We start from the raw sequence: 18436 nt of genomic DNA on the forward strand, positions 1-18436 counted from the left end.
GATGCACTCGAAGTCCCCGTGCCTGCCGGGCGCTCAACCGGGAATGTCGGGGTTCCACTCGTCCCGCCCCCACTCGGAGGAACCGAGCGGATAGGTGTACGCGGGCCGTCCCACGTTCCCGCTCGTGCGGAAGGGCTTGCCGTTGTCGTCGATGCGTAAGGTGCCCTGCTGGTCACCGCTGGACCAGTCCAGCTCCAGGTGCCAACTCACCTTGTGCGCCCGCACGTCCGCGAAGATGTAGAAGACCTCGGGATCGGACTCACTCACCTTGTACGGGAAGTCGCGTTGACCGGCCTTGGGGGAGATCGTGGGCCGTCCGGCATCGAGGTCCACCCCGAACGCCGTCGTTTCTACGCCGCCACCGCACCCGACGCCCATCTCGAAGTCGTTCCAAGCGAGCGGCGCGCTCTTCTCCACCACGCGCACATGCAGGTCATCCAGGACGACGGTGGCTTTCCCGGTGCCCTGCACGGTCAGCGCGAGCATCTGCTGCCCGCCGGTGACCCCGCCGAGCGCGGTGACCCACCCGCGCGCGTCCGGCTCAGTCGGCGGCGGAGGCACCTGCTCGGGCTTCCGGTCGACCAGGTAGTGCGGGCCGCACGGGTCTTCCCACTTGTACGGATTGACGGCGACGATGGGCGCGGTGGCCCCGTCCTCGGCACCGCCGCCCTGGGCCGCCCCGGCCCCACCGCTCCGGGAGGCGGAGACGGATGCGGGAGCCGTGGGACTGCCGCTGCGCGAGGCGGACGGCGAGGCCGACCTGCCCTTCGCGTCGGCCGACTCGGAGGCGCCGGGGCTTTCGTCGACGGAGTCGACGGACTGGGAGGCAGTCCCCACGGACTGCTTCCCGCCCTGGTCGGCATCGCCCTCGCCGGGCACAAGATTCACCACGAGCGCGGCCGACACGAGGGCGGCGGCCACGGCGGCCCCGGCGAGGACGAAGGTATGCCGCCGCGCCACGGGAGCCTCCGTCAGGGGCCGCCGCTCGACCTCCGGAACGCCCTCGGCGGCCGCTTCGGACCCCGCCGTCCCGGACCCCGTACCGGCCTCCGCTGCCCCGGTCCCGGCCTCCGCCGTTGTCCGCGCCCGCGGTTCTTCCTCCGCAGGGGCCCCGCCCGCCTTCTGCCCCCGCCGGGCATCCGCGAGAACCCACCGCCGATGCAGTTCCACCAGTTCCTCGGGCGTCGCCTTGCACACCCGCGCGAACCGTTCCACGGGCGCGTAGTCCGTCGGTACGGCGTCCCCGTTGACGTACCGGTGAAGCGTGGACGCACTCGTGTGCAGCCGCTTCCCGAGCACCCCGTAACTGAGCCCGGATCGCTCCTTCAACCGGCCCAACAGCTCCGAGAACTCGTCCCCCGCCACCATTCCTCCCTCTGCCCACGTCCCGGACCCCCGTTCCAGGGGGAGGTCATTCCCCCAGGTCAGAGCCGTCGTAGGCGTTCCAGCGTCCCGGATACCCCGGCAGTCGTGGCGGTCGGGACGGATCACCGCACAAGCTTGGGCCATCCAAGCACGCCGCTCCCGGCACCCGGTCGAGCGGCCCATGCCAACACCCGTACCGCATCAGGGGGATTCACATGTCCACACGCACCCACCGCCGCATGCTCGTCGCCGCCGCGCTCACGGCCGCCACGCTGACGTTGACGGCATGCAACAGCGGAGAGGGCGTCCACGACGAGGGGGCATCGGCAGGATCCGCGTCCACGTCCTCCACCACGCCCTCTCCCAAGGCGAGCGGCGGAACCTCCACCGGGGCGGGACGGACCGACCTGGCGGGCCGGACCTCCGAGGGCTCGACAGGCGGCGCGGCCGGTTCGAGCGGCACAACGGGTTCCACGGGCTCGTCGGGTTCCACGGGCTCCAAGGACTCGGCATCCGCCTCGACCCCCTGCTCCAGCGCCTTCACCCGGACGACCGCCACGGAGGTCTCCCGCCCCCTGAACCACCTTCTCCTCACCGTCACCAACACCGGCTCGAAGAACTGCGACCTCACCGGCTATCCGGCGGTCAAATTCGACGAGGCCCAGTCCGTCCCGCCGGCCTTCGAGGGCTCCAAGCCGCAGGCGGTGGTCACGCTGGCCCCTGGCGAGTCGGGCTATGCGAGCGTCCTTGTCTCGACCGCGGACGGCAGCGGCTCCAACGGCTACACGGCCAAGTCCCTCACGGTCCACTTCGACAAGGGCGCGAGCGTCGCCGCCCACCCGTCACTCCCCGCGAAGGGCTTGTACGTCGACGACTCGATCGGAGTCTCGTACTGGCAGTCGACCATGGCCGAGGCCCTGGCCTGGTGATGCACCGGCTCACTGACGCCACGGTTCGAAAGGCCAGGGCCACGGCCGCGACGAAGGCACTTCGGCGGTCTGCCCGCGTTCACCCGCAAGATCGATGCGGTGTTGCCGGTGCCGGGTCACGAGGGTCGCTACTGGGTGTTCTCAGGTAGTCAGTGCGTCCTGGTCGAGGTCGCGGCCGGGACTTCCGGCAGGGGGCGACTCCAAGAACCCGCACCCATCACCGACTGGGTACCTTTGAGCTCGCTGCTCCGTGCCAATGCGGCCGACCAGTAGGAGAGTGCGCTCTCAGCTTGGGAAGCTGAGGTGATTCGGGAACCGTTGCCCTGCTGGCCTGGGGCGGAGCGTAACGGCCACATGGTTGGTCGTCGACTTGTTGTCCGGTGTTCCCCGTGGTTCCCCGCACGATCTGGCACGGTTCTGGCACGGGGTCTCTCCGTGCAGAACTCCGCAAGGACCACCTGGCAGGATCAGCTGCGCGGAACCCGTTCAATCGCCATCGGCGAAGCGGAGTCCAGTTCGATCGTGTCCCCTTCGTCTTCGTCATCAGGCGGGCTCAAGTTTGCGCATAGGTCGGTGGAGTCTTGATGACCCGGTCAAGCTGCCGCGGCAGCCGTCGGTGGGGCTGTGGTGAAGCGGCGACTGTCTCGGAGTAGGGCCCAGAGGACGGTGACGCGTCGGCGGGCGAGGGCGATGACGGCTTGGACGTGTTTGCAGCCCTCGGATCGCTACTTCAAGTAGTAGTCACGGTTGGGGCCTTCGCGGATGATGCTGGTCTGGGCGGCCGGGCGGGCCGACCCGGTGGCGTCGGCTGTGATCACGGTGTGGCGGGCGGTTCGCAGGGCGATGGTGAAGGACGGTCTGTCCGGGTCGATGCCGGCGGCGGTGGCTGCGTGGGTGATGGCCATGCGGGTGACCTGGAAGACGGCCAGCAGCGCGTAAAGCTCCTGCTCGACACCCTCGACGGTGTGTGAACGCAGGACACGGTCGGCTCCGCGCAGGGTCACTTTCAGCCCGTAGTGGGCGGTCTCGATCTCCCAGCGCTGGTGATAGTGGGTGGCGAGCTCGCAGGCCGGGTGCTTGTTCGGGTCGAGCAGGGTGGTGACCAGGCGCACGGTGCTGGTGCGGGAGGTGCCGTCGGAATTGGTGACGGTGACCTCGTAGCTGATCACGCGCATGGTGATCGCGGTCAGCCGGTCAGGCAGCGGGGTGATGCGGCCGCGGTGCAGCCACTTGGCCAGCCGGTCGTCGGAGCGGCGGTCTGCGATCAGGGTCAGGTGGGTGCCGTCCGGCAGCGGGTGGATGACCGGCAGCAGGCGCCCGGCCTGCACCCGCCACAGCAGGTCGGCGCCGGTGGCGGCGGCATCCCGGATCGCTTCGAAGCCGAGTCCGGAGAGCCGTATCGAGCAGGTCAACGACACGCTCAAACCGGCCTAGGGTGATACACAGGCACAACAGCGGCCGAAGGCTTCGTCCCCAGGGGTTCCCGAACTGGGAACGCCCGGGGACCACCCGGATCAGCGACGCCTTCGCCCAAGGCTGCGCACGCCACGGTTCACGCCAACAGCGCGGCGGCTTGCCGGCGTGCCTGGTCCAGCCAGGCCGCGCGTACTTCATCGCTGGAATCGGTGACCGTACGGAAGACGACGCGGCGTACGTCGGTAACTCCTACGTACGGCAGGACGCACGCCGACCAGATCCTTTGCAGTGGATCGCCGAACTCGCTCTCTTCACGGTCGGCGGGAGTGTCGGAGGTGTTCAGGACGAGGGCCCTCCCGGCCTTGAGGAGTCCCGCGGGCTCCCCCTGCGCGGTACCCAGTTTGTAGGCGACGCCGGGTGCGAGTACACGCTGCACCCAGCCCGTAAGGACAGCGGGTGGCATACCCCACCAGTTCGGGTGGACGAACACCATGGCATCAAGGGTGGCCACCTCTGTCCGGTGCAGCGCCACCTGCGCGTCGTGGGCGCATTGCGCCGACTGGACCGTGCCCGTCTCATCGGCGGACAGCAGCGGTGCGAATCCTTCAGCGCAGAGGTCATGGGCGATTGTCTGGCACCCTCGCCCGCGCAACTCCTCCACCACGGCATCGAACACAGCGTGGTTGAAGCTCCCCGGCCTCGGGTGTGCGAGGTACACCCCTATACGCATTTGGTCGTCCCCCAGTCGTCACGAGCCGTCGTCGGCCCCCGATCCGTATGGGCGTGTGCATCCGCTCCGCCACACGGCTGATCGTCATTATCGGTGAACCACTGCTGACGGGAGCCGCTTTCGCGATCACGGCTGAACCAGACGCCGTCTCGCAGCCGACCGCCACTGTCCGTACCGCCGCCGGGATGGCCGGCATGAGCGAGAGTTTGGGGAGCTGTTCTGGCGGGGGTAGTCGGCGGTTTGGGTCTCAGTGGCAGCGTGGCTGCCACCTCGGGCAAGTGCTGCTGATGACGAACCATCCGGCGATCGGGCCGACCCGCGCGGCTTCGACGCCCTGGCCGATTGGGCTGCCGACAGCCGGCAGGAGTCCGAGCACCGCCTGAACCTCCCGGCGGCCGCAGCGGGTGTGGTGCTCAGGTCCAGGGGAGTGCGGCTCGCTCACGCCAGTAGTCGGACGGTTTCTCCGCCATGTCGGCGAGGCGGCCCAGTTGTTCGTGATCGAGGTCGACGACCGCCGCATGCAGGTTCGAGGACAGTTGCACGGCCGTCACGGCGCCCGAGAGGACGATCGATGCCCAGGGTTCGCGCAGGATCACGGCCAGCGCGACCGCGTCACAGCCCAGACCGGTCTGTTCGGCGATCTCGCGCAGCGCGGCCGGGGCGTGCGGCGAGGCAAGGCGTCCGTTGGCCATGGCCTCCTTGACGATGACGGAGACGCCCGCGTCGTGGGCCTCGGCGAGCGCGGGTCCGGCGGAGGGCTCGAGCACGTTGTAGGTGCTCTGCACCGTACGGAACAGCGGTTTGTCGTCGACCGTGACGGCGAGGGCGGCCCGGATCGTTTCGGCCTGGTCGGGACCGCTGGTGGTGAAGCCGACGCTCACTCCGCTTGCGGCGGCGAACTCGGCGAGCCTGGTGTGGAGTTCCTTGTCGGAGAGGGCAGGGCTGTCGGGGGTGACGGAGTGGATCTGGTACAGGTCGAGCCGGTCCCCCAGGACCTCGGCCGTCTCGGCGCGCTGCTCCTCGAAGGTGCCGACGCTGTGGTCCTTGACCTCGTGGACGTCGGCGTCGGTGCGCCAGTCGGCCGTGTACCGGTAGCCCCATTTGCTGCCGACAACCAGGTCGTCGATGTCGCGTCGGCCGGCCAGCCAGTCGGCGAGGAACTCCTCGGAGCGGCCGTAGGAGCGGGCCACGTCCACGTAGCGGACGCCTTGGGCGTAGGCGGCGTCCAGCAGTTCGTGCGTCCGCCGGCGCAGGGCCTCGACACTGCGTTCGGCCGGCAGATCGGCGTCCCTCCCGAGGTTGATGTACCCGGGGCGGCCTACAGCCGCGAGGCCGAGGCCGAGGTGGGCGGTGGGGGTCGTCGCGGCTGCTAGGCGTGCGAAGGGCATCGCTCACTCCTGGGCTTCTGGGGTGCTCGTCGGCTGTGGATCGGGGGTTGAGGTCAGGGGTTGGGCGTCTCGGCTCCTGAGTTGTCGGGGTACCGGGGGGTACCGGTTCAACCACCGTACTCGCGCGTTTCACCGGTATCCCTCCATGCTGCGCGGCACAGCTCGGCTGCCACCTCCTCGGTGTACAGGACGGCGGCCAGCCAGGCCCTGGCGAAAGACCCGGTGTCGGTGGCCAGCAGTCTGCCGAAGGTGTCCCGGCCCCGCTCGGCGGCGGTGCGGAGGAGCTCGTCCAGCAGCTCTGCGGCGGTGGCGAGACCGGCGCGGCGCAGCCGTGCGGCGTCCGGAGCACTCTCGGCGCCCGCCAGCCCCAGGGCGCGACGGCCCGCGGCGGCGGCCTGCCCCGTGCGGCGCGTCAGGACGTGAAGGGGTGCGCTGTCCGGCGTGGGAGCGAGCGGGATCGGAAGCGGACGCGGGGCAGCGGTGTCGGCGACGGGGCCCGCCGCGGGGATGTCCGAGCGCTGGAGGCGGTCCAGCCCCATGTCGTACCGGCCGCCCGGGAGTTCCGCGGCCAGCAGCCGGAGGCGGGGGTGGGCGGCGGGTTCGAGCCGCCCGATGATGCGGATGCGCAGGCCCGCGACGGAGGCGAGCAGCCGCAGATTGTCGCGGTAGGGGAGTTCCGGATGGTCGTGGGCGGCCGTGATCCGCAGGCGCAGCGGGGGCCCGTCTCGCCCGTCGCAGTCGGCGAGGAGGCAGTCGCCGCCGGCCTCGTGGACGGCGCCGCGCAGGGTGACGTCGAGGAAGAGCAGCTCGTGCCCGCCCCCCGGGTTCCGCGCGCCTTGGAGTGCCCGGGCCACCTGCCGGAAGGGCGGGGCGGCCCACAGGGCGGCGAGCGGGTCCTCGTCCCATCCGGCGCCCTTCGCCCGGACGGCCCGTACGCCCTGGCCCGCACCGAGCCGCCCGTCGGCGGAGAGGGTCGCGCCGGAGACGACGAGGCCCGCGCGGGCGAGTTCGCGGTGGGTGAGGGCGGTGTCGCCGATCCTGACCGTGCGCGAGGCGGCCCCCATGGCGCGCGAAGGGCCGCCGGGGGCGACGTCGGGGACGGTGTAGAGACCGCCCTGGGCGTCGGCTACCCAGGTCACCGCTCCGGCGTGGCCGGAGGCGGTGAGTACGGGTTCGGTGCACAGGCCGAACAGGCGCAGTGAGCCGCCGTCTTCGTAGGTCCTGCGGGAAGTGCCGCGCAGCTCGGCGACGCGGGCCGGGGGCGCGGGACGGCGCAGGGCGTGGGCGGTGGCGAGGAGTTCGCGCAGTGCGGCGGTGAGGTCGGTGAGGCGGTACTCGGGCCGGGCGTCGCGTGCCGCGCGGAGCAAGGTCACCGTGCGCACCGCCGCGGAGGCGGGGCGCGGGAGCCCGGCCAGACGTGCGGTGTGCGCCGCCCGCAGCAGTTCGGCCTGGGCGACGGCTCCGGCGCCGTCCGCTCCGGCTTCGAGGGCGGTGGCCCCCGCCGTCCACAGGGCTTCGGCGGCGGCGAGCTGATCGGCCGCCGGTGCCTTGGGGCCGGACGCCGGGTGCTGCTCCGGTTGCTCAGGGGGCCGTGCGGGGGCGGCGGTCTCGGTGTCCGCCTCTGCCACAGGGGCGAGCGAGGCCGCGGCGGCGCGGTGCACGCAGTCGGGTGCCAGCAGGCACCCGCAGCGTATGGCGTCGGCCGAGGCCACTGTGCCGTTCGGGGCGTCGAGTTCGAGGGTGGTCTCGTCGTCGACGGCGATGCGGATCGTGTCGCCGTCGACGGTCACGGGACGGGTGGCGAGTTTGGCCACGGCCGCGTCCAGGCGCTTGCGCAGGCGTGGTGTCAGGGCATCGACCAGTTCCGCCGTGACGGCGGGCGGGACGGGAGACAGGTGGTGCAGTGGGCCGGTCAACGGATCTTCTCCCCTACCCAGCGGGCGAGTTCGAGCGGACTGAGGGCGGCGACGGGCATACCGGCGGCGACGAGCTGTCCCGCGACACCCTTGGAGTAGCGGGGCCGCCCGGCGTCGTCGAGTCCGGCGCAGCCCAGCACATGGCAGCCGGAACCGACCAATTCCCGTACCTCGCCGAGGAGTCCGCCCAAGGGGTAGCCCTCCTCGAAGTCGCTGACCACGACGATCAGGGTGCGCGAGGGCGCCGTCACGAGGGTGCGGGCGTGGCGGAGGGCGGCCGCGATGTGCGTACCTCCGCCCACCCGCACTTCGAGGAGCATGCCGAGCGGGTCGTGCACGTGGTCGGTGAAGTCCAGGACCTCGGTGGAGAAGGCCAGGAAGTGAGTGGAGAGCGCGGGGACTCCGGCGAGTACGGAGGCGGTGAGGGCGGACCAGATGGTGGCGGCCTCCATCGAACCGGACACGTCCGTGACGATGACGAGCCGCCAGTCCGCGGAGCGCCGGGCACGGCTGCGGAACACCGGGCGTTCGGGGACGACTTGGACCGTTCCGTCCGGGGCGCGGCGTGCGGTGGCGAGATTGGCCCGGAGGGTGCGGGCGAGGTCGAGTCCGCCGCCCGGTTGACTGGTGGGGCGCTGCTGGACGGCGCCGGTGAGGGCGGGGCGCATCCGGGTGGCGAGCTGCCGGGTGAGCTCGTCCACGAGACGCCGTACGAGGGGGCGCAGTGCGGCCAGACGTGCCTCGGGGAGGCCTCCCGCGTGCTGGAGCACGGTCCGCAGCAGGTCGACGGACGGCCGTACGGAATCGGGGTCGAGCGCGAACGCGGCGTCCTGTCGCCCGGCAGCGGCCGCCGCGGCGAGCACTTCCTCGCGTATCCCGGGTCCGAAGAGCGCGGCCAGCTCCTCGGACCACTCCCGCACCCCCGGATACGGGGCTTCCCGTCCGCCCCGTTGGCCGCCGGGCCCGGTGAGGTCTCCCCGGGAGCCTTCGCCGCGTCCCTGCCCGTACAGCTCGTCGAGCGCCGTCGCGAGCGCCGCGGCCCGCCCGCCGAGCTGCTCGGATCGTCGCCCGAGCACGAGCCTCCACCGCTCGCCCGCCGTGAGCCGGTCCCGGTCCCTCGTCCCGGGCTGCCCACCGGCCACGACGGCGGGCGCGGGTGCACGCCGGCCGGCCGGTTCGCCGACCTGGTCAGGGATTCCGTCCTCAGCGCCGGCGAGTGAGGGCCGGGACACCTCCGCCGGGGTTGCGGGCATGGGAAGCAGACCTTCCGCGGACAGTGTTTCGCGGGCCGTGAGGTCTGCGTGGGTCCAAGCGGCCAGGGTTGCGGGGGCCAGGTCGGCGAGGTCGGTGACCTGGGTGCCGGTGCGTTCCTCCACGACGGCCAGGAGGCGGTCGCGGGCGGCGGGGCTGAGGGTGTCGAAGCCGCCGCGCAGGGCAGGGAGCCGTTCGAGGAAGTCGCGGTCGGGCAGCGAAGTGATGCGTTCGAGGAGCGGGGTGAGAGTGGTGGGGGCGGTTTCGAGCAGGGGCGCCGAGGCGGTGAGCAGGCCGGTGAGGCGGGCCTTGAGGTCGGCGCGGGAGCCGGGTGCGGTGGCCGCGTCGAGCCAGGACGCGGCGCGTGCGCCGAGGGCGGACGGGTCCTCGTGGCCGAGGAGCACCCGTACGGCTCCTGCCGCGCCCCGCATCAGCGGCGAGCCTTCGGCCGCCAGCCGGGCGAGGGCGTCCGCGAGGCGGATGCCGCCGAAGGAGTCGGCCCTGTGGGCGAGTTCGAGCAGGGCCCGCGCGTCGGCGGGGTCCTCGGAGCCGGTGAGGCCGTCGACCTGCCGTACCGCGGCTGTGGTGAGTGCCTCGGCCGTCGCCGCGAGCCGGTCCGGCCAGTCGGAGGCCGGGTCGCTGCCGGCCAGACCGGGCACATGACCGGCGCCGAGCCGGTCGACGAGGGCCAGTGCGGCCAAAAGCTCCGGCAGGGTGCCGGCGGCGGGGACGACGACGGCGGTCTCGGTGAGACGGTCGGCTGCGAGCGCGGGCAGGCCGCACGCGGCGGCGAGAGCCAGGCCCTCGACGGCCTGGGCGGCGGTGGGACCTCCCTCGGCGAGGGCTGTGCGGCGCCGTTCCCGCAGGGTGCCTTCCGCGGCCTGCGCCGAGGTGACGCCGCGGTGTCCCGCCGCGGTGAGCAGGGCTGCGGTGGCCGGGGTCCACCGCAGCCGCCAGCGTGTGGTGAGGGTGCCGGTGCCCGCGGGCCCGGATGTGGCCTGCTCCTCGGCGTACGGGATGCCGCAGACGGCGAGCCGGCGCAGCAGGATCTCGCGGTTCCGGTCGAGTTCGGAGCGCAGCGGGTCGAGCCGCAGTTCGCGGTCGGCGGCGGGCGAGTCGGGTCCCGGCAGGCCGAGCGCGGCAAGTTCCGTCTCGACGGCGGGTGCGAGTCCGCTGCGCGGCGTTCCGGCGGCGGGCCGGCCGGTACGCCGCCCCACCAGCACCCGCTCCATCGCGCGGGCCACGGCCCGGCCACGGCCCAGCGGCTCCCCTTGGGCCAGCACACTCTGCACGGCCTCGACGAATTCGCCCCGCCCCGGCGCGGGCAGGCCCCGCAGCCGTGCGAGGTCGGTGGCGTGCCGCGCGATCTCCCGCGCGTCCGCGGGACCCGACGGGTGGTCCTGCGCCCGCAGCTCGGCACAGATCCGCACGGCGGTCCGTATGACGGCCTCTTCGAGCCGTACGACGTCACCGCCCGCTTCCAGGACGAGTTGCTGCCACTCGGGGTCCCGGATCCCGGCGGGGTAACCGGAACGCTCGTCGAGCAGCGCGTACGTGTACGGGATGAGGGAGACGGTGCACGTGGGGTGCGCCGGAACGGCGGCGCCGGGGGCGTCCTCGAGTGGGAGAGAGGCCGGTGTGGCGTCGCCGTCCCCGGGTGGGGACAGATGGTGGGGTGGAAGGGCCAGGGCCGGGGCGTGGAAGGCGCCGATCACCGCGGCCGGGCGGTGGCCGGCGTCGAGGGCCGCGCGCAGACGCGTACGCATCCAGTGTTCGCGGGCGAGGTCGAGCGGGTCCACGCCCCGGCCCTGTTCGGCGTCGTGGCGCAGGGCCCAGCCGGTGAGGAGGGCCGCGCGTCGTATCGCCTCGGAGGTGGATCCGGGGGCGGGAGCCTCCACGAGGCGATCCCAGAGGTCCTCGTTGTCGCGTCCGGTGAGGCGGGTGCGCAGCGTGTCGTGCAGGGTGGGGCGGGCAGGGGCGATCCCGTCTTTCGCGTTCTCGCGGGGGCTGCGCCAGGCCGGGTCGGCGAGCGGCAGATCGCAGGCGACGGCAGGCACGCCGCGGCGCGCGGCCCAGCGCAGGGCGGCGAGTTCGGGCGAGAACTCGGCGAACGGGTAGAACGCCGGGCCCTGTCCGGCTCCGCCGTCCGTTCCGGACGCCGCGCCGGCCTCCACGACGGCGGCGAGCGCGACCGGGGCGACGGTGTTCTCGTGGGCGAGCCATGGCAGCCAGTCCTGCAGTTCGGCGGGCAGTTCCACAAGCAGTACGTCCGGCCGGGCGGCGTCCAGGAGGTGCGGGACGGCCGCGGCGAGCGACGGTGCGTGGTGCCGTACGCCGATGAGGAAAGGCCCTCCGGGGTGGGTGAGGGCGTCGAGGGCCCCCTTGGCTCCTTCGGCTTCTGGCGTTCGCTGCACGGCGCTCAGCCCTCCAGGGTGTGGCGCAGCTCCCACAGCATGCGCCAGGTGGCCGAGCCCTGTTCGGCTCGGCGGCGTACCGCACCGTCCCAGTACCCGAGGAGGCGGGCGGCGTCGGCCGGGTCGTCCTTGCGGACGACGCCGGTCAAGTGGCCGGGCAGCAGGCCGAGTACGTCCCGGTCGCCCGGGAAGTACGCCGCGGCCAGGCCCAGCGCGGTGGCGACGGAGACGGCTTCAGCTGTGCTCATGACCGTGGACGGCTTCTCGACCTCCCAGCCTTCGACGGAGCGGCCCTGGCGCAGGTCGCGGAAGGCCGTGATCAGAGCTTCCAGGACGGCGTCGTCCACCTGGTACGCGGCGCCGGCCCTCTCCAGGGCGGCCCTGGACTGGCTGCGCACCAGTTCGGTCTCGGCGTCGAGGTCCCCGATGGGGCCGACAGTCTCGAAGTTGAAGCGCCGTTTGAGCGCGGCGGACATCTCGGAGACGCCCTTGTCGCGGAGGTTGGCGGTGGCGATGAGGGTGAAGCCGGGGGCCGCGTGGAGCTGGGCATCCGCCGTGCCCGCGAGTTCGGGTACGGCGATACGGCGTTCGGAGAGCAGCGAGACGAGCGCGTCCTGCACCTCGGGCAGACAGCGGGTGACCTCTTCGACGCGGGCGACGGCCCCGGCCGTCATCGCGGTCAGCACGGGTGAGGGGACCAGCGCCTGCGGGGTGGGGCCCTGGGCGAGCAGCAGGGCGTAGTTCCAGCCGTACTTGAGCTGGTCCTCCGTGGTGCCTGCGGTGCCCTGCACGGTGAGTGCGCTGGTGCCGCAGACGGCGGCGGCGAGCAGTTCGGAGAGCATCGACTTGGCGGTGCCGGGCTCGCCGACGAGGAGCAGTCCGCGCTCTCCGGCCAGGGTGACGACGCAGCGTTCGACGAGGGCCCGGTCCCCGACGAACTTGCGGCGGACGGCGAGCCGCCGGGGCACGCCCTCGGGGGCCGTGACCCCGTGGGGCAGGGACAGCGGCTGCTCACTGCCCATGACGAAGGTGACGACGGCCCGCGGGGTGAGCCGCCAGCCGGGCGGGCGGAGGCCGCTGTCGTGCGCGGCGAGGAAGGCCAACTCCTCGGCGTACAGCTCCTCGGGCGGGACGACCTGGCGGGCGGCCTGCGGGGCGGTGGTGGTGGTCGTCATCGGCGGCGGCCCTTCCGGGTGGCTCGGGTGATCAGTTCTTCGAAGGCGGGGGCGTTCCCTTCGCGTACGCGCTGCCAGGCGCGGGCGAAGAGTTCCGGCACGGGCAGCGTCGGCACCGTGCGGACGTGGTCGTGGACGGCGTACAGGCCGCGTTTCCAGGTCTCGAGCGGCAGGGCGGGCGACTTGAGGGCCTCCCAGCCGCCGGGCAGGAAGACGGAGCGTCCGGCGCGGGTCCGCTTGGCCTCCACCACGAGGTCGGTCGCGGCGAGCTCGATACGGGCCTTCTTCATGCGGGCGGGCTTCCAGCCGGTCCACCGGACGCAGTTGCGGTCGGTGGGGTCGGGAAGGGCCAGCAACTGGAGGTAGAGCGCGGCGGCGTCCTCGCTCAGCCCGTGGGCAGCGGCGACCTCGGTGACCAGGTGCGGGACGGAGCGCCCGGGGTCCTGGGCGCAGCCGGGCGCGGCCCCGTCCTCCAGGCCCGCGCGGACGGCGCGTTCGAGGTCGTCGCCGAGTATCGCCCTCAGCGGTGCCACGGACCGGACCCCGACGAGACCCTCGACGAGGCCCAGCGCCGGGTCATCGGGTCCGGTGAGTCCGGCGGGGCGGAGCACGGTCGACTCGTTGTCGCCGTACCACGGGTGCAGCACGAAGGCGTCTCCGGCGCGGGTGATTCCGTCCTGGTCTGCTCCGCCGGCGGCCGGCATGCCGTACGCCTTGCGGATTTCCGTGGCGATCGGCATCCCTTTGGGGCCCCATTGGTCGTGCAGGCCGAGCAGCAGGCCGGGGTCGGCGAGGCGTTGCCGCAGGGCGGCGAGGGCGCCCGGCAGGGCGACACGCAGCGGATCTCCGTACGGCAGCGCGTAGGCGAGCCCGGCGAGCGCGGCAACGGAGTCGCGCAGACGTTCGCCGCCGGGGACGGCCGCGGGGTCTTCGCCGGTGAGCTGTCCGTTCGCTTCGAGGCGCTGCACGGTGGTGCGGCTGAGCCAGGGGGTGTGCCGGTGATTCAGCAGTTCCCCGGCGGTGCCAGTGGGCACGCCCGGGATGTCCAGGTTTTCGGGGAGGCGTACGAGTGTGCCGAAGCGGGCGGTCCAGACGCGGACGGCCGCGCCTGTGTCCGGGCCGCTCTCCCAAAGGGCGGCCGGCTTCTCGGGCAGCAGCGCGGCGAGGACGGCGAGGCGGTCGTCGAGGTCGAGCCCGCCGAGCCGGTCGCGGCCGGTGGCCGCCTGACGTGCGGTCAGTCCGATGGTTTCCAGGACGGCCGGCGCGGGCGTGTGGGCGTGGGGGTTGGCGGCGCTCTCCCCGGCGAGGAGGAGTGCCGCCTGGGCGGGGCCGCAGCCGGGCGCCTCGGCCAGCGCGGCGGGGGCCTCGGGCCGCCAGTGCGCGGCGCCGTGTTCCCGGACGAGGCGGGTGAGGCCGGTGAGACGGTCCGCCGGGAGCGTGTCCGCGAAGGGCCGGTCGTCGACGAGGGTGAAGTGGGCGACAGCTCCGAAGGCTCCGGCCGGGTCGTGGTCGAGGGCCAGCCAGTCCGCGGTGTCCTCGCCCTGGTCGGCGCGGACGCAGGCGAGGATGACGACGGTCCGCCCACCGTGTCGCAGCACCTGTCCGCCGCGCCGCTTCTTGTGCCCCCGCTCGCGCAGAACGACGCGGCGCAGCGCGCCCTTCCGTGCGACGAGCGGTCCTTCGGCGAGGGCGTCGAGGAGGAGGAGCAGTGATGCACGTTCGTCCGCGCCGGTGGCCGGGGCGGCGGCGCGCCAGGCGAGAGCGCCGATGTGCTCGAGCAGCGGGGTCCAGTCCATGCTGCCCGCCGGGGCGGTGCGGGGGTCGGTGGTCCAGCCGCCGTCGAGCCTGTTCAGGTCGTGGGTGCCCGGGAGGGGCCGCCCCTCGGCGGCCTTGCCGGAGAGGACGTGGTTGGCGGCCTTGATCTGGTGCAGGACCATCCACGCGGTGCCGCCCCAGTACCCCTCGACGCGGTGACCGAGGACGGCGCGGACCGCGCCGACGATTGAGGCGCTGTCGCCGTGCGGCGGCCGGTAGTCCTCGAACATGGCGCTCTGGCGGCGTTCAGTGTCCCTCTGCGGATCCTCAGGGCTGGTGAACTTCGCGACGTCGGAGCGAAGTTGGAGCAGGGTGCGCACGATGGTGGTGACGCCGGTGCGCAGCGCGGGGTGGGTGATCTCGGGCAGCAGGCGGGTCGTCGCCTCGTTCTCGGCGCGCACGCGGGCGGGCCCGTCCCGCTTGTCGGTTCGGTGGCGTTCCAGCTCGTCGGCGAGTCCTTGGGCGATGTCGGCGGCCCGGGCGTCGGTGAGTGCCCGCAGCGCCTTGGATCCTTCCTCGTCCCGGGCCTTCATGGCGTGCCAGAACGGAGTCGGGGGCACCAGCGGGGTGCCCGCCGCGTACTCCTCGCCCTTGGTGTTGAACTGGGTGCGACCGAGGGAACCCGCCTCGCCGCTCGCCCCGTCGGCGTACAGGGCGATCCGGTTGCCGACGGCCGCGAGGACCGGCGTGGCGCCACCGGGCAGCCGGAGCGCCCCGAGCGGCACGGGACGGCAGCCGCAGCTCGCCTCGGCGGGCACCGAGACCATGGTGCCGTCGGGTGTTCCGGCGGTGAGGCGGTCCCCGTCGGCGCGCACCCAGCGGCCGAGCACCGCGCCGTCGGTGCCGAGCGGGGAGTCCTCGAGGCCGGGCTGTACGGGCATCAGCTCGCAGTGCTCCAGGCGCAGCGGGCTGCCTTCGAGCACGCCTGCCGCAAGGACGGAGGGCAGCGAGGTCCGGGCCACCGTGCCGGTGGCGGGGTCGTACTCCTGCCAGACGCTGCCCGCGCTGGTCTGCCGCAGCCGCCAGTGGCCGACGCCGTCACCGAGGATCGCCCACTGCTTGGGCAGGGCAGTGTCGCCCGCGTGCAGGGTACGACCGCCGGTGGCCCTGCCGCCGCCGGGCAGCGGGAGGGAGATCCAGCCGCTGTGCCAGGTCTGTTCGGCCTTGAGGGTGAAGATGTCGGAGGGACGGCCGGACCAGTAGGCGCGGTTCTTGCCGTCGTGCCACCAGTGGACGAGGAGCTGGCCGTCGACATAGCGGAAGCCGGGCTGCTGCCAGGAGTTGACCCGGTCCGGGATGCGCAGGTCGTGGTCGAGCAGGATGCCCTCGGGGCCGACGACGACCGCCTTGTGGTTCCTGGCGATGATCAGAGCGGGCCATGCCTCCTCGACGACGAACCAGTTGTGGCCCTTCTTGGCCGGCTCGCCGAGGAGTCGCATGCCCTCTTCGAGGGCGGGCCAGCCGAGTTCGTCGAAGATTCCGGCGCGCAGGGTGCGTGCCAGCGCGCCTACCAGGTCGTGCCCGGAGATCCGGGCGACCGCGGCGGGGTTGACCTCGGCGGCGACCTGGCGGAACGGCCGGATCCGGTCCAGGACGGAGCGTGCGCCGGGCAGTCCCGCGGCGGCGGTGAACTCGTCGGCACGCTCTGCCAGCCAGTCGCTCAGCGCGCCGCGCAGCACGGGCTGTCCCACGATGGCGTGCAGATGGCCGTTGCCGACGCCGCGCATGTGGGCCCGGCCGCCGACGGCCTCGCGCAGCAACGGCGTGAACCGTTTGTCCGCGCCGACGGCGGCGAGGTCCCGCCGTCCGGCGTCCTGGCCGCCGAACCAGCTGTCGATGTCGAATTCGGGTGCGCGTCCCCGCACCGGCGGGTCGGCGACGGGGATGCCGTTGGCGAGGCACACGTCGAGGAGGTCGAGGTCCACGGTGCAGCGCCATCGGCCGCCCCGGAAGACGTCGACAGGTCGGCCGTCGGCGCGCAGCCGCCGCGCCATCCGTGCGACCAGTGCGTAGGTGGCGGGGGATCGACGCGGTCCGCCCCAGCCGGACTTGAGGTACGCGGACCACTTCGAGAGCCATTCCGCGGCGTCGATGTCGGCACCCGTGTCGGCGTCGGTGAGCAGGGTCTCGGCGCCGCTGTCGGTGAGCAGCTCCAGCCAGGGCTCTTCGTCGCGGTACGCGTCGCCGCCGGCGGGCGTGATCTCCAGCAGCCGGACGCGTACGGCCCGGTCCTGTGCTGCGAGCGCGAGCAGCGTGGGCCGGAAGGCTTTCCAGAAGGAGCCCGGGGACCGTACGACGGCGGGCGAGGGCAGCAGCTCGGCGAGAAGCCCGGTCTCTTCGGTGACGCGGGGCAGCCCGGCCGCCTTGATCAGCCTGCGGGCGTCCTGCGGCAGCGCGGCGTACGGCGGCATGCCGGCCGCGCAGCGCTCGACGATCAGCTGCCGGTACTGCGCCCAGGCGTCGGCGGGGTCGAGGCGCTGCACCAGGTCCCGCACGTGGTCCTTGAGCGCCTTGACGCTCAGCGCCCCCGCGAAGGCGAACTCCAGGAAGACGGCGCGTTGCCGTGTCTCGTCGACGGCGAGGCCGTGCACCCGCTCGGCCTCGCGCGCCTTGCCGAAGAAGACGGAGGCGTAGCTGACGTTCTCGTGTCGGAGGAAGATACGGGCGGCCTGCTCGTAGAAGGTGGGCAGGAAGTGCGGGACGGAGCGGCCCAGCCGGACGCCCAGTGCCTCGAAGCCGTCCTTGGCGGCGCCTGCCCGCGACTTGGCCATGCGGCCGAGGCGCTCGACGTCCTTGACGAGGGCGAGCGCGTGGTGTCCATTGGCTGGATCGTTGACGAGAGCCCAGGCGGGAAAGCCGAGCGTCTCGCGCCGCACTTGGCCCAGGTCTTCCGTGACGCTCTGCCGTTCGAGGCCCAGGAAGTCCAGGGCCAGGTCCTCGGCCTCACCGAGGGTGCCGGAGACCAGGCGTACGACCTTGCGGCCGGGCAGCACCGGATGGGCGTATGTGCGGCAGGTCAGGGTGTCGGCGTCCTGGCCGGCGTGGCTTCCGGCCGGCAGGATCGCGCCCGCTTCCAGGAGGGCAGCCGTATCGATGGTGTTGATGCCGCTCATGCCGCCTGCTCCTCCTCGATGTCGCGGCCCGCATAGAGCGAGGCCGCCATGCGCATACCCTCCGACCAGGCGACGGGCCCGACCTGACCGAGCTTCAGGGACTGGCCGTGGGCCGTGGTCCAGCCCAGCGGCCCGGTCTCGGTCTGCTCGTAGCCGTCGTAGTCGCCGAGCCAGATACGGGCCTCGACCGTCCTGCCGTCCTCCAGGACGGGGCACACGGCGTGTCCTCCGCGGACCCGGTAGCCGAGCGAGGTGGCGCGCCCGATGAGGAATCGCAGTTGCTTGAAGGAGCCGCCCTCGTAGTCGTCGACGACGGTGGTCCCGGGATCCCGGGAGGTCTCGCGCCGCCAGACCTCGCGGAAGAGCTGCTGTACCTGCTGCCGTGCTCCGAGCTCGACGGCGAACTCGCGCAGTTCGTCGAGGTCGTCCAGGAGGACGGGGTGCGGGATGCGGACCTGTTCCGGCCGGATGCGGACGGTGTCGCCGTCGAGGTCGACCAGTCCGATGCCGCGCTCGGCGTCGGCGTCCCGCAGATATCCGGCGACGGTGCCGCCGCTGGCGCCCTCCACCGTGACCACCAGGTCGCGCAGCGCGGACTGCCAGGCAGGGTCGGGCCACACCTCGGCGAGGACCGCGGCGGGCACCGGGAGCGAGCGGATCATCCAGCGCTCCACGGTGGACAGGCACTCCCGTTCGTGGCGTTCCAGCCATTCGGTGAGCTGCCGCAGTCCGATCACCGCCGGCTCGTCGGCGATCTTCGCCGGTACGGACTTCAGCTGCCGTCCCGCGCCGTTGCGGCAGATGAGCTTTCCGCCGTCGTCCAGGGCGACTTCGTAGTCGCCCGCCCGCATCCACCCCATGCCGAACTCCCCACAGCGCAAGCCCATGACAATGTTCTGACCAGCGGCTGAGTGCTCGCTGATC

Annotated in this window: 9 protein-coding genes and 1 pseudogene; 1 reads left to right on the plus strand and 9 read right to left on the minus strand. The window is 72.9% G+C overall.

Annotated elements, in window-relative coordinates; all coding sequences use genetic code 11:
* Nucleotides 1–33: 33 nt before the first annotated feature.
* Entirely contained in the window at nucleotides 34–1368 is a 1335-nt protein-coding gene (locus tag ACFYWI_RS29950) for a helix-turn-helix domain-containing protein (RefSeq protein WP_389238485.1), read from the minus strand.
* A 212-nt stretch (nucleotides 1369–1580) separates the two neighbouring features.
* On the opposite strand from ACFYWI_RS29950, the gene ACFYWI_RS29955 reads away from it, so the two are divergent.
* Nucleotides 1581–2294 carry a DUF4232 domain-containing protein gene (locus ACFYWI_RS29955; RefSeq protein WP_389238487.1) on the plus strand — a complete coding sequence of 238 codons (714 nt, stop codon included), beginning with the start codon at nucleotides 1581–1583 and terminating at the stop codon, nucleotides 2292–2294.
* A 593-nt stretch (nucleotides 2295–2887) separates the two neighbouring features.
* Here ACFYWI_RS29955 and ACFYWI_RS29960 read toward each other — a convergent pair.
* The 8 genes and pseudogenes from ACFYWI_RS29960 to ACFYWI_RS29995 form a co-directional block, all read right to left on the minus strand.
* A pseudogene (locus tag ACFYWI_RS29960) lies at nucleotides 2888–3676 on the minus strand (transposase); the annotation flags it as partial.
* Between the two features lie 170 nt (nucleotides 3677–3846).
* Complete coding sequence (locus tag ACFYWI_RS29965; protein WP_389238489.1) at nucleotides 3847–4440, minus strand: NAD(P)H-dependent oxidoreductase; 594 nt, start codon at nucleotides 4438–4440, stop codon at nucleotides 3847–3849.
* A 413-nt stretch (nucleotides 4441–4853) separates the two neighbouring features.
* Complete coding sequence (locus tag ACFYWI_RS29970) at nucleotides 4854–5828, minus strand: aldo/keto reductase (RefSeq protein WP_389238491.1); 975 nt, start codon at nucleotides 5826–5828, stop codon at nucleotides 4854–4856.
* A gap of 107 nt (nucleotides 5829–5935) precedes the next feature.
* A complete protein-coding gene (locus ACFYWI_RS29975) occupies nucleotides 5936–7744 on the minus strand; it encodes a hypothetical protein (protein WP_389238493.1) in 1809 nt (602 codons plus the stop codon).
* Nucleotides 7741–11418 (minus strand): DUF5682 family protein, encoded by a 3678-nt coding sequence (locus ACFYWI_RS29980; RefSeq protein WP_389238564.1) that lies wholly within the window; start codon nucleotides 11416–11418, stop codon nucleotides 7741–7743. The genes ACFYWI_RS29975 and ACFYWI_RS29980 overlap by 4 nt, the downstream gene beginning before the upstream one ends.
* Nucleotides 11415–12584 carry an AAA family ATPase gene (locus ACFYWI_RS29985; RefSeq protein WP_389238495.1) on the minus strand — a complete coding sequence of 390 codons (1170 nt, stop codon included), beginning with the start codon at nucleotides 12582–12584 and terminating at the stop codon, nucleotides 11415–11417. Before ACFYWI_RS29985 ends, ACFYWI_RS29980 begins: the two co-directional genes overlap by 4 nt.
* Complete coding sequence (locus ACFYWI_RS29990; protein ID WP_389238497.1) at nucleotides 12581–17512, minus strand: hypothetical protein; 4932 nt, start codon at nucleotides 17510–17512, stop codon at nucleotides 12581–12583. Before ACFYWI_RS29990 ends, ACFYWI_RS29985 begins: the two co-directional genes overlap by 4 nt.
* Nucleotides 17509–18372 (minus strand): DUF4132 domain-containing protein, encoded by an 864-nt coding sequence (locus ACFYWI_RS29995; RefSeq protein WP_389238499.1) that lies wholly within the window; start codon nucleotides 18370–18372, stop codon nucleotides 17509–17511. Before ACFYWI_RS29995 ends, ACFYWI_RS29990 begins: the two co-directional genes overlap by 4 nt.
* Nucleotides 18373–18436: the final 64 nt, after the last annotated feature.

The sequence above is a fragment of the Streptomyces sp. NPDC002889 genome (assembly GCF_042888425.1).
Taxonomy (GTDB): Bacteria; Actinomycetota; Actinomycetes; order Streptomycetales; family Streptomycetaceae; genus Streptomyces.

Coding starts and splice junctions, on each gene's coding strand:
- ACFYWI_RS29950 (WP_389238485.1), bottom strand. CDS start 1,368: ATGGTGGCGGGGGACGAGTTCTCGGAGCTGTTGGGCCGGTTGAAGGAG.
- ACFYWI_RS29955 (WP_389238487.1), top strand. CDS start 1,581: ATGTCCACACGCACCCACCGCCGCATGCTCGTCGCCGCCGCGCTCACG.
- ACFYWI_RS29965 (WP_389238489.1), bottom strand. CDS start 4,440: ATGCGTATAGGGGTGTACCTCGCACACCCGAGGCCGGGGAGCTTCAAC.
- ACFYWI_RS29970 (WP_389238491.1), bottom strand. CDS start 5,828: ATGCCCTTCGCACGCCTAGCAGCCGCGACGACCCCCACCGCCCACCTC.
- ACFYWI_RS29985 (WP_389238495.1), bottom strand. CDS start 12,584: ATGACGACCACCACCACCGCCCCGCAGGCCGCCCGCCAGGTCGTCCCG.
- ACFYWI_RS29990 (WP_389238497.1), bottom strand. CDS start 17,512: ATGAGCGGCATCAACACCATCGATACGGCTGCCCTCCTGGAAGCGGGC.
- ACFYWI_RS29995 (WP_389238499.1), bottom strand. CDS start 18,372: ATGGGGTGGATGCGGGCGGGCGACTACGAAGTCGCCCTGGACGACGGC.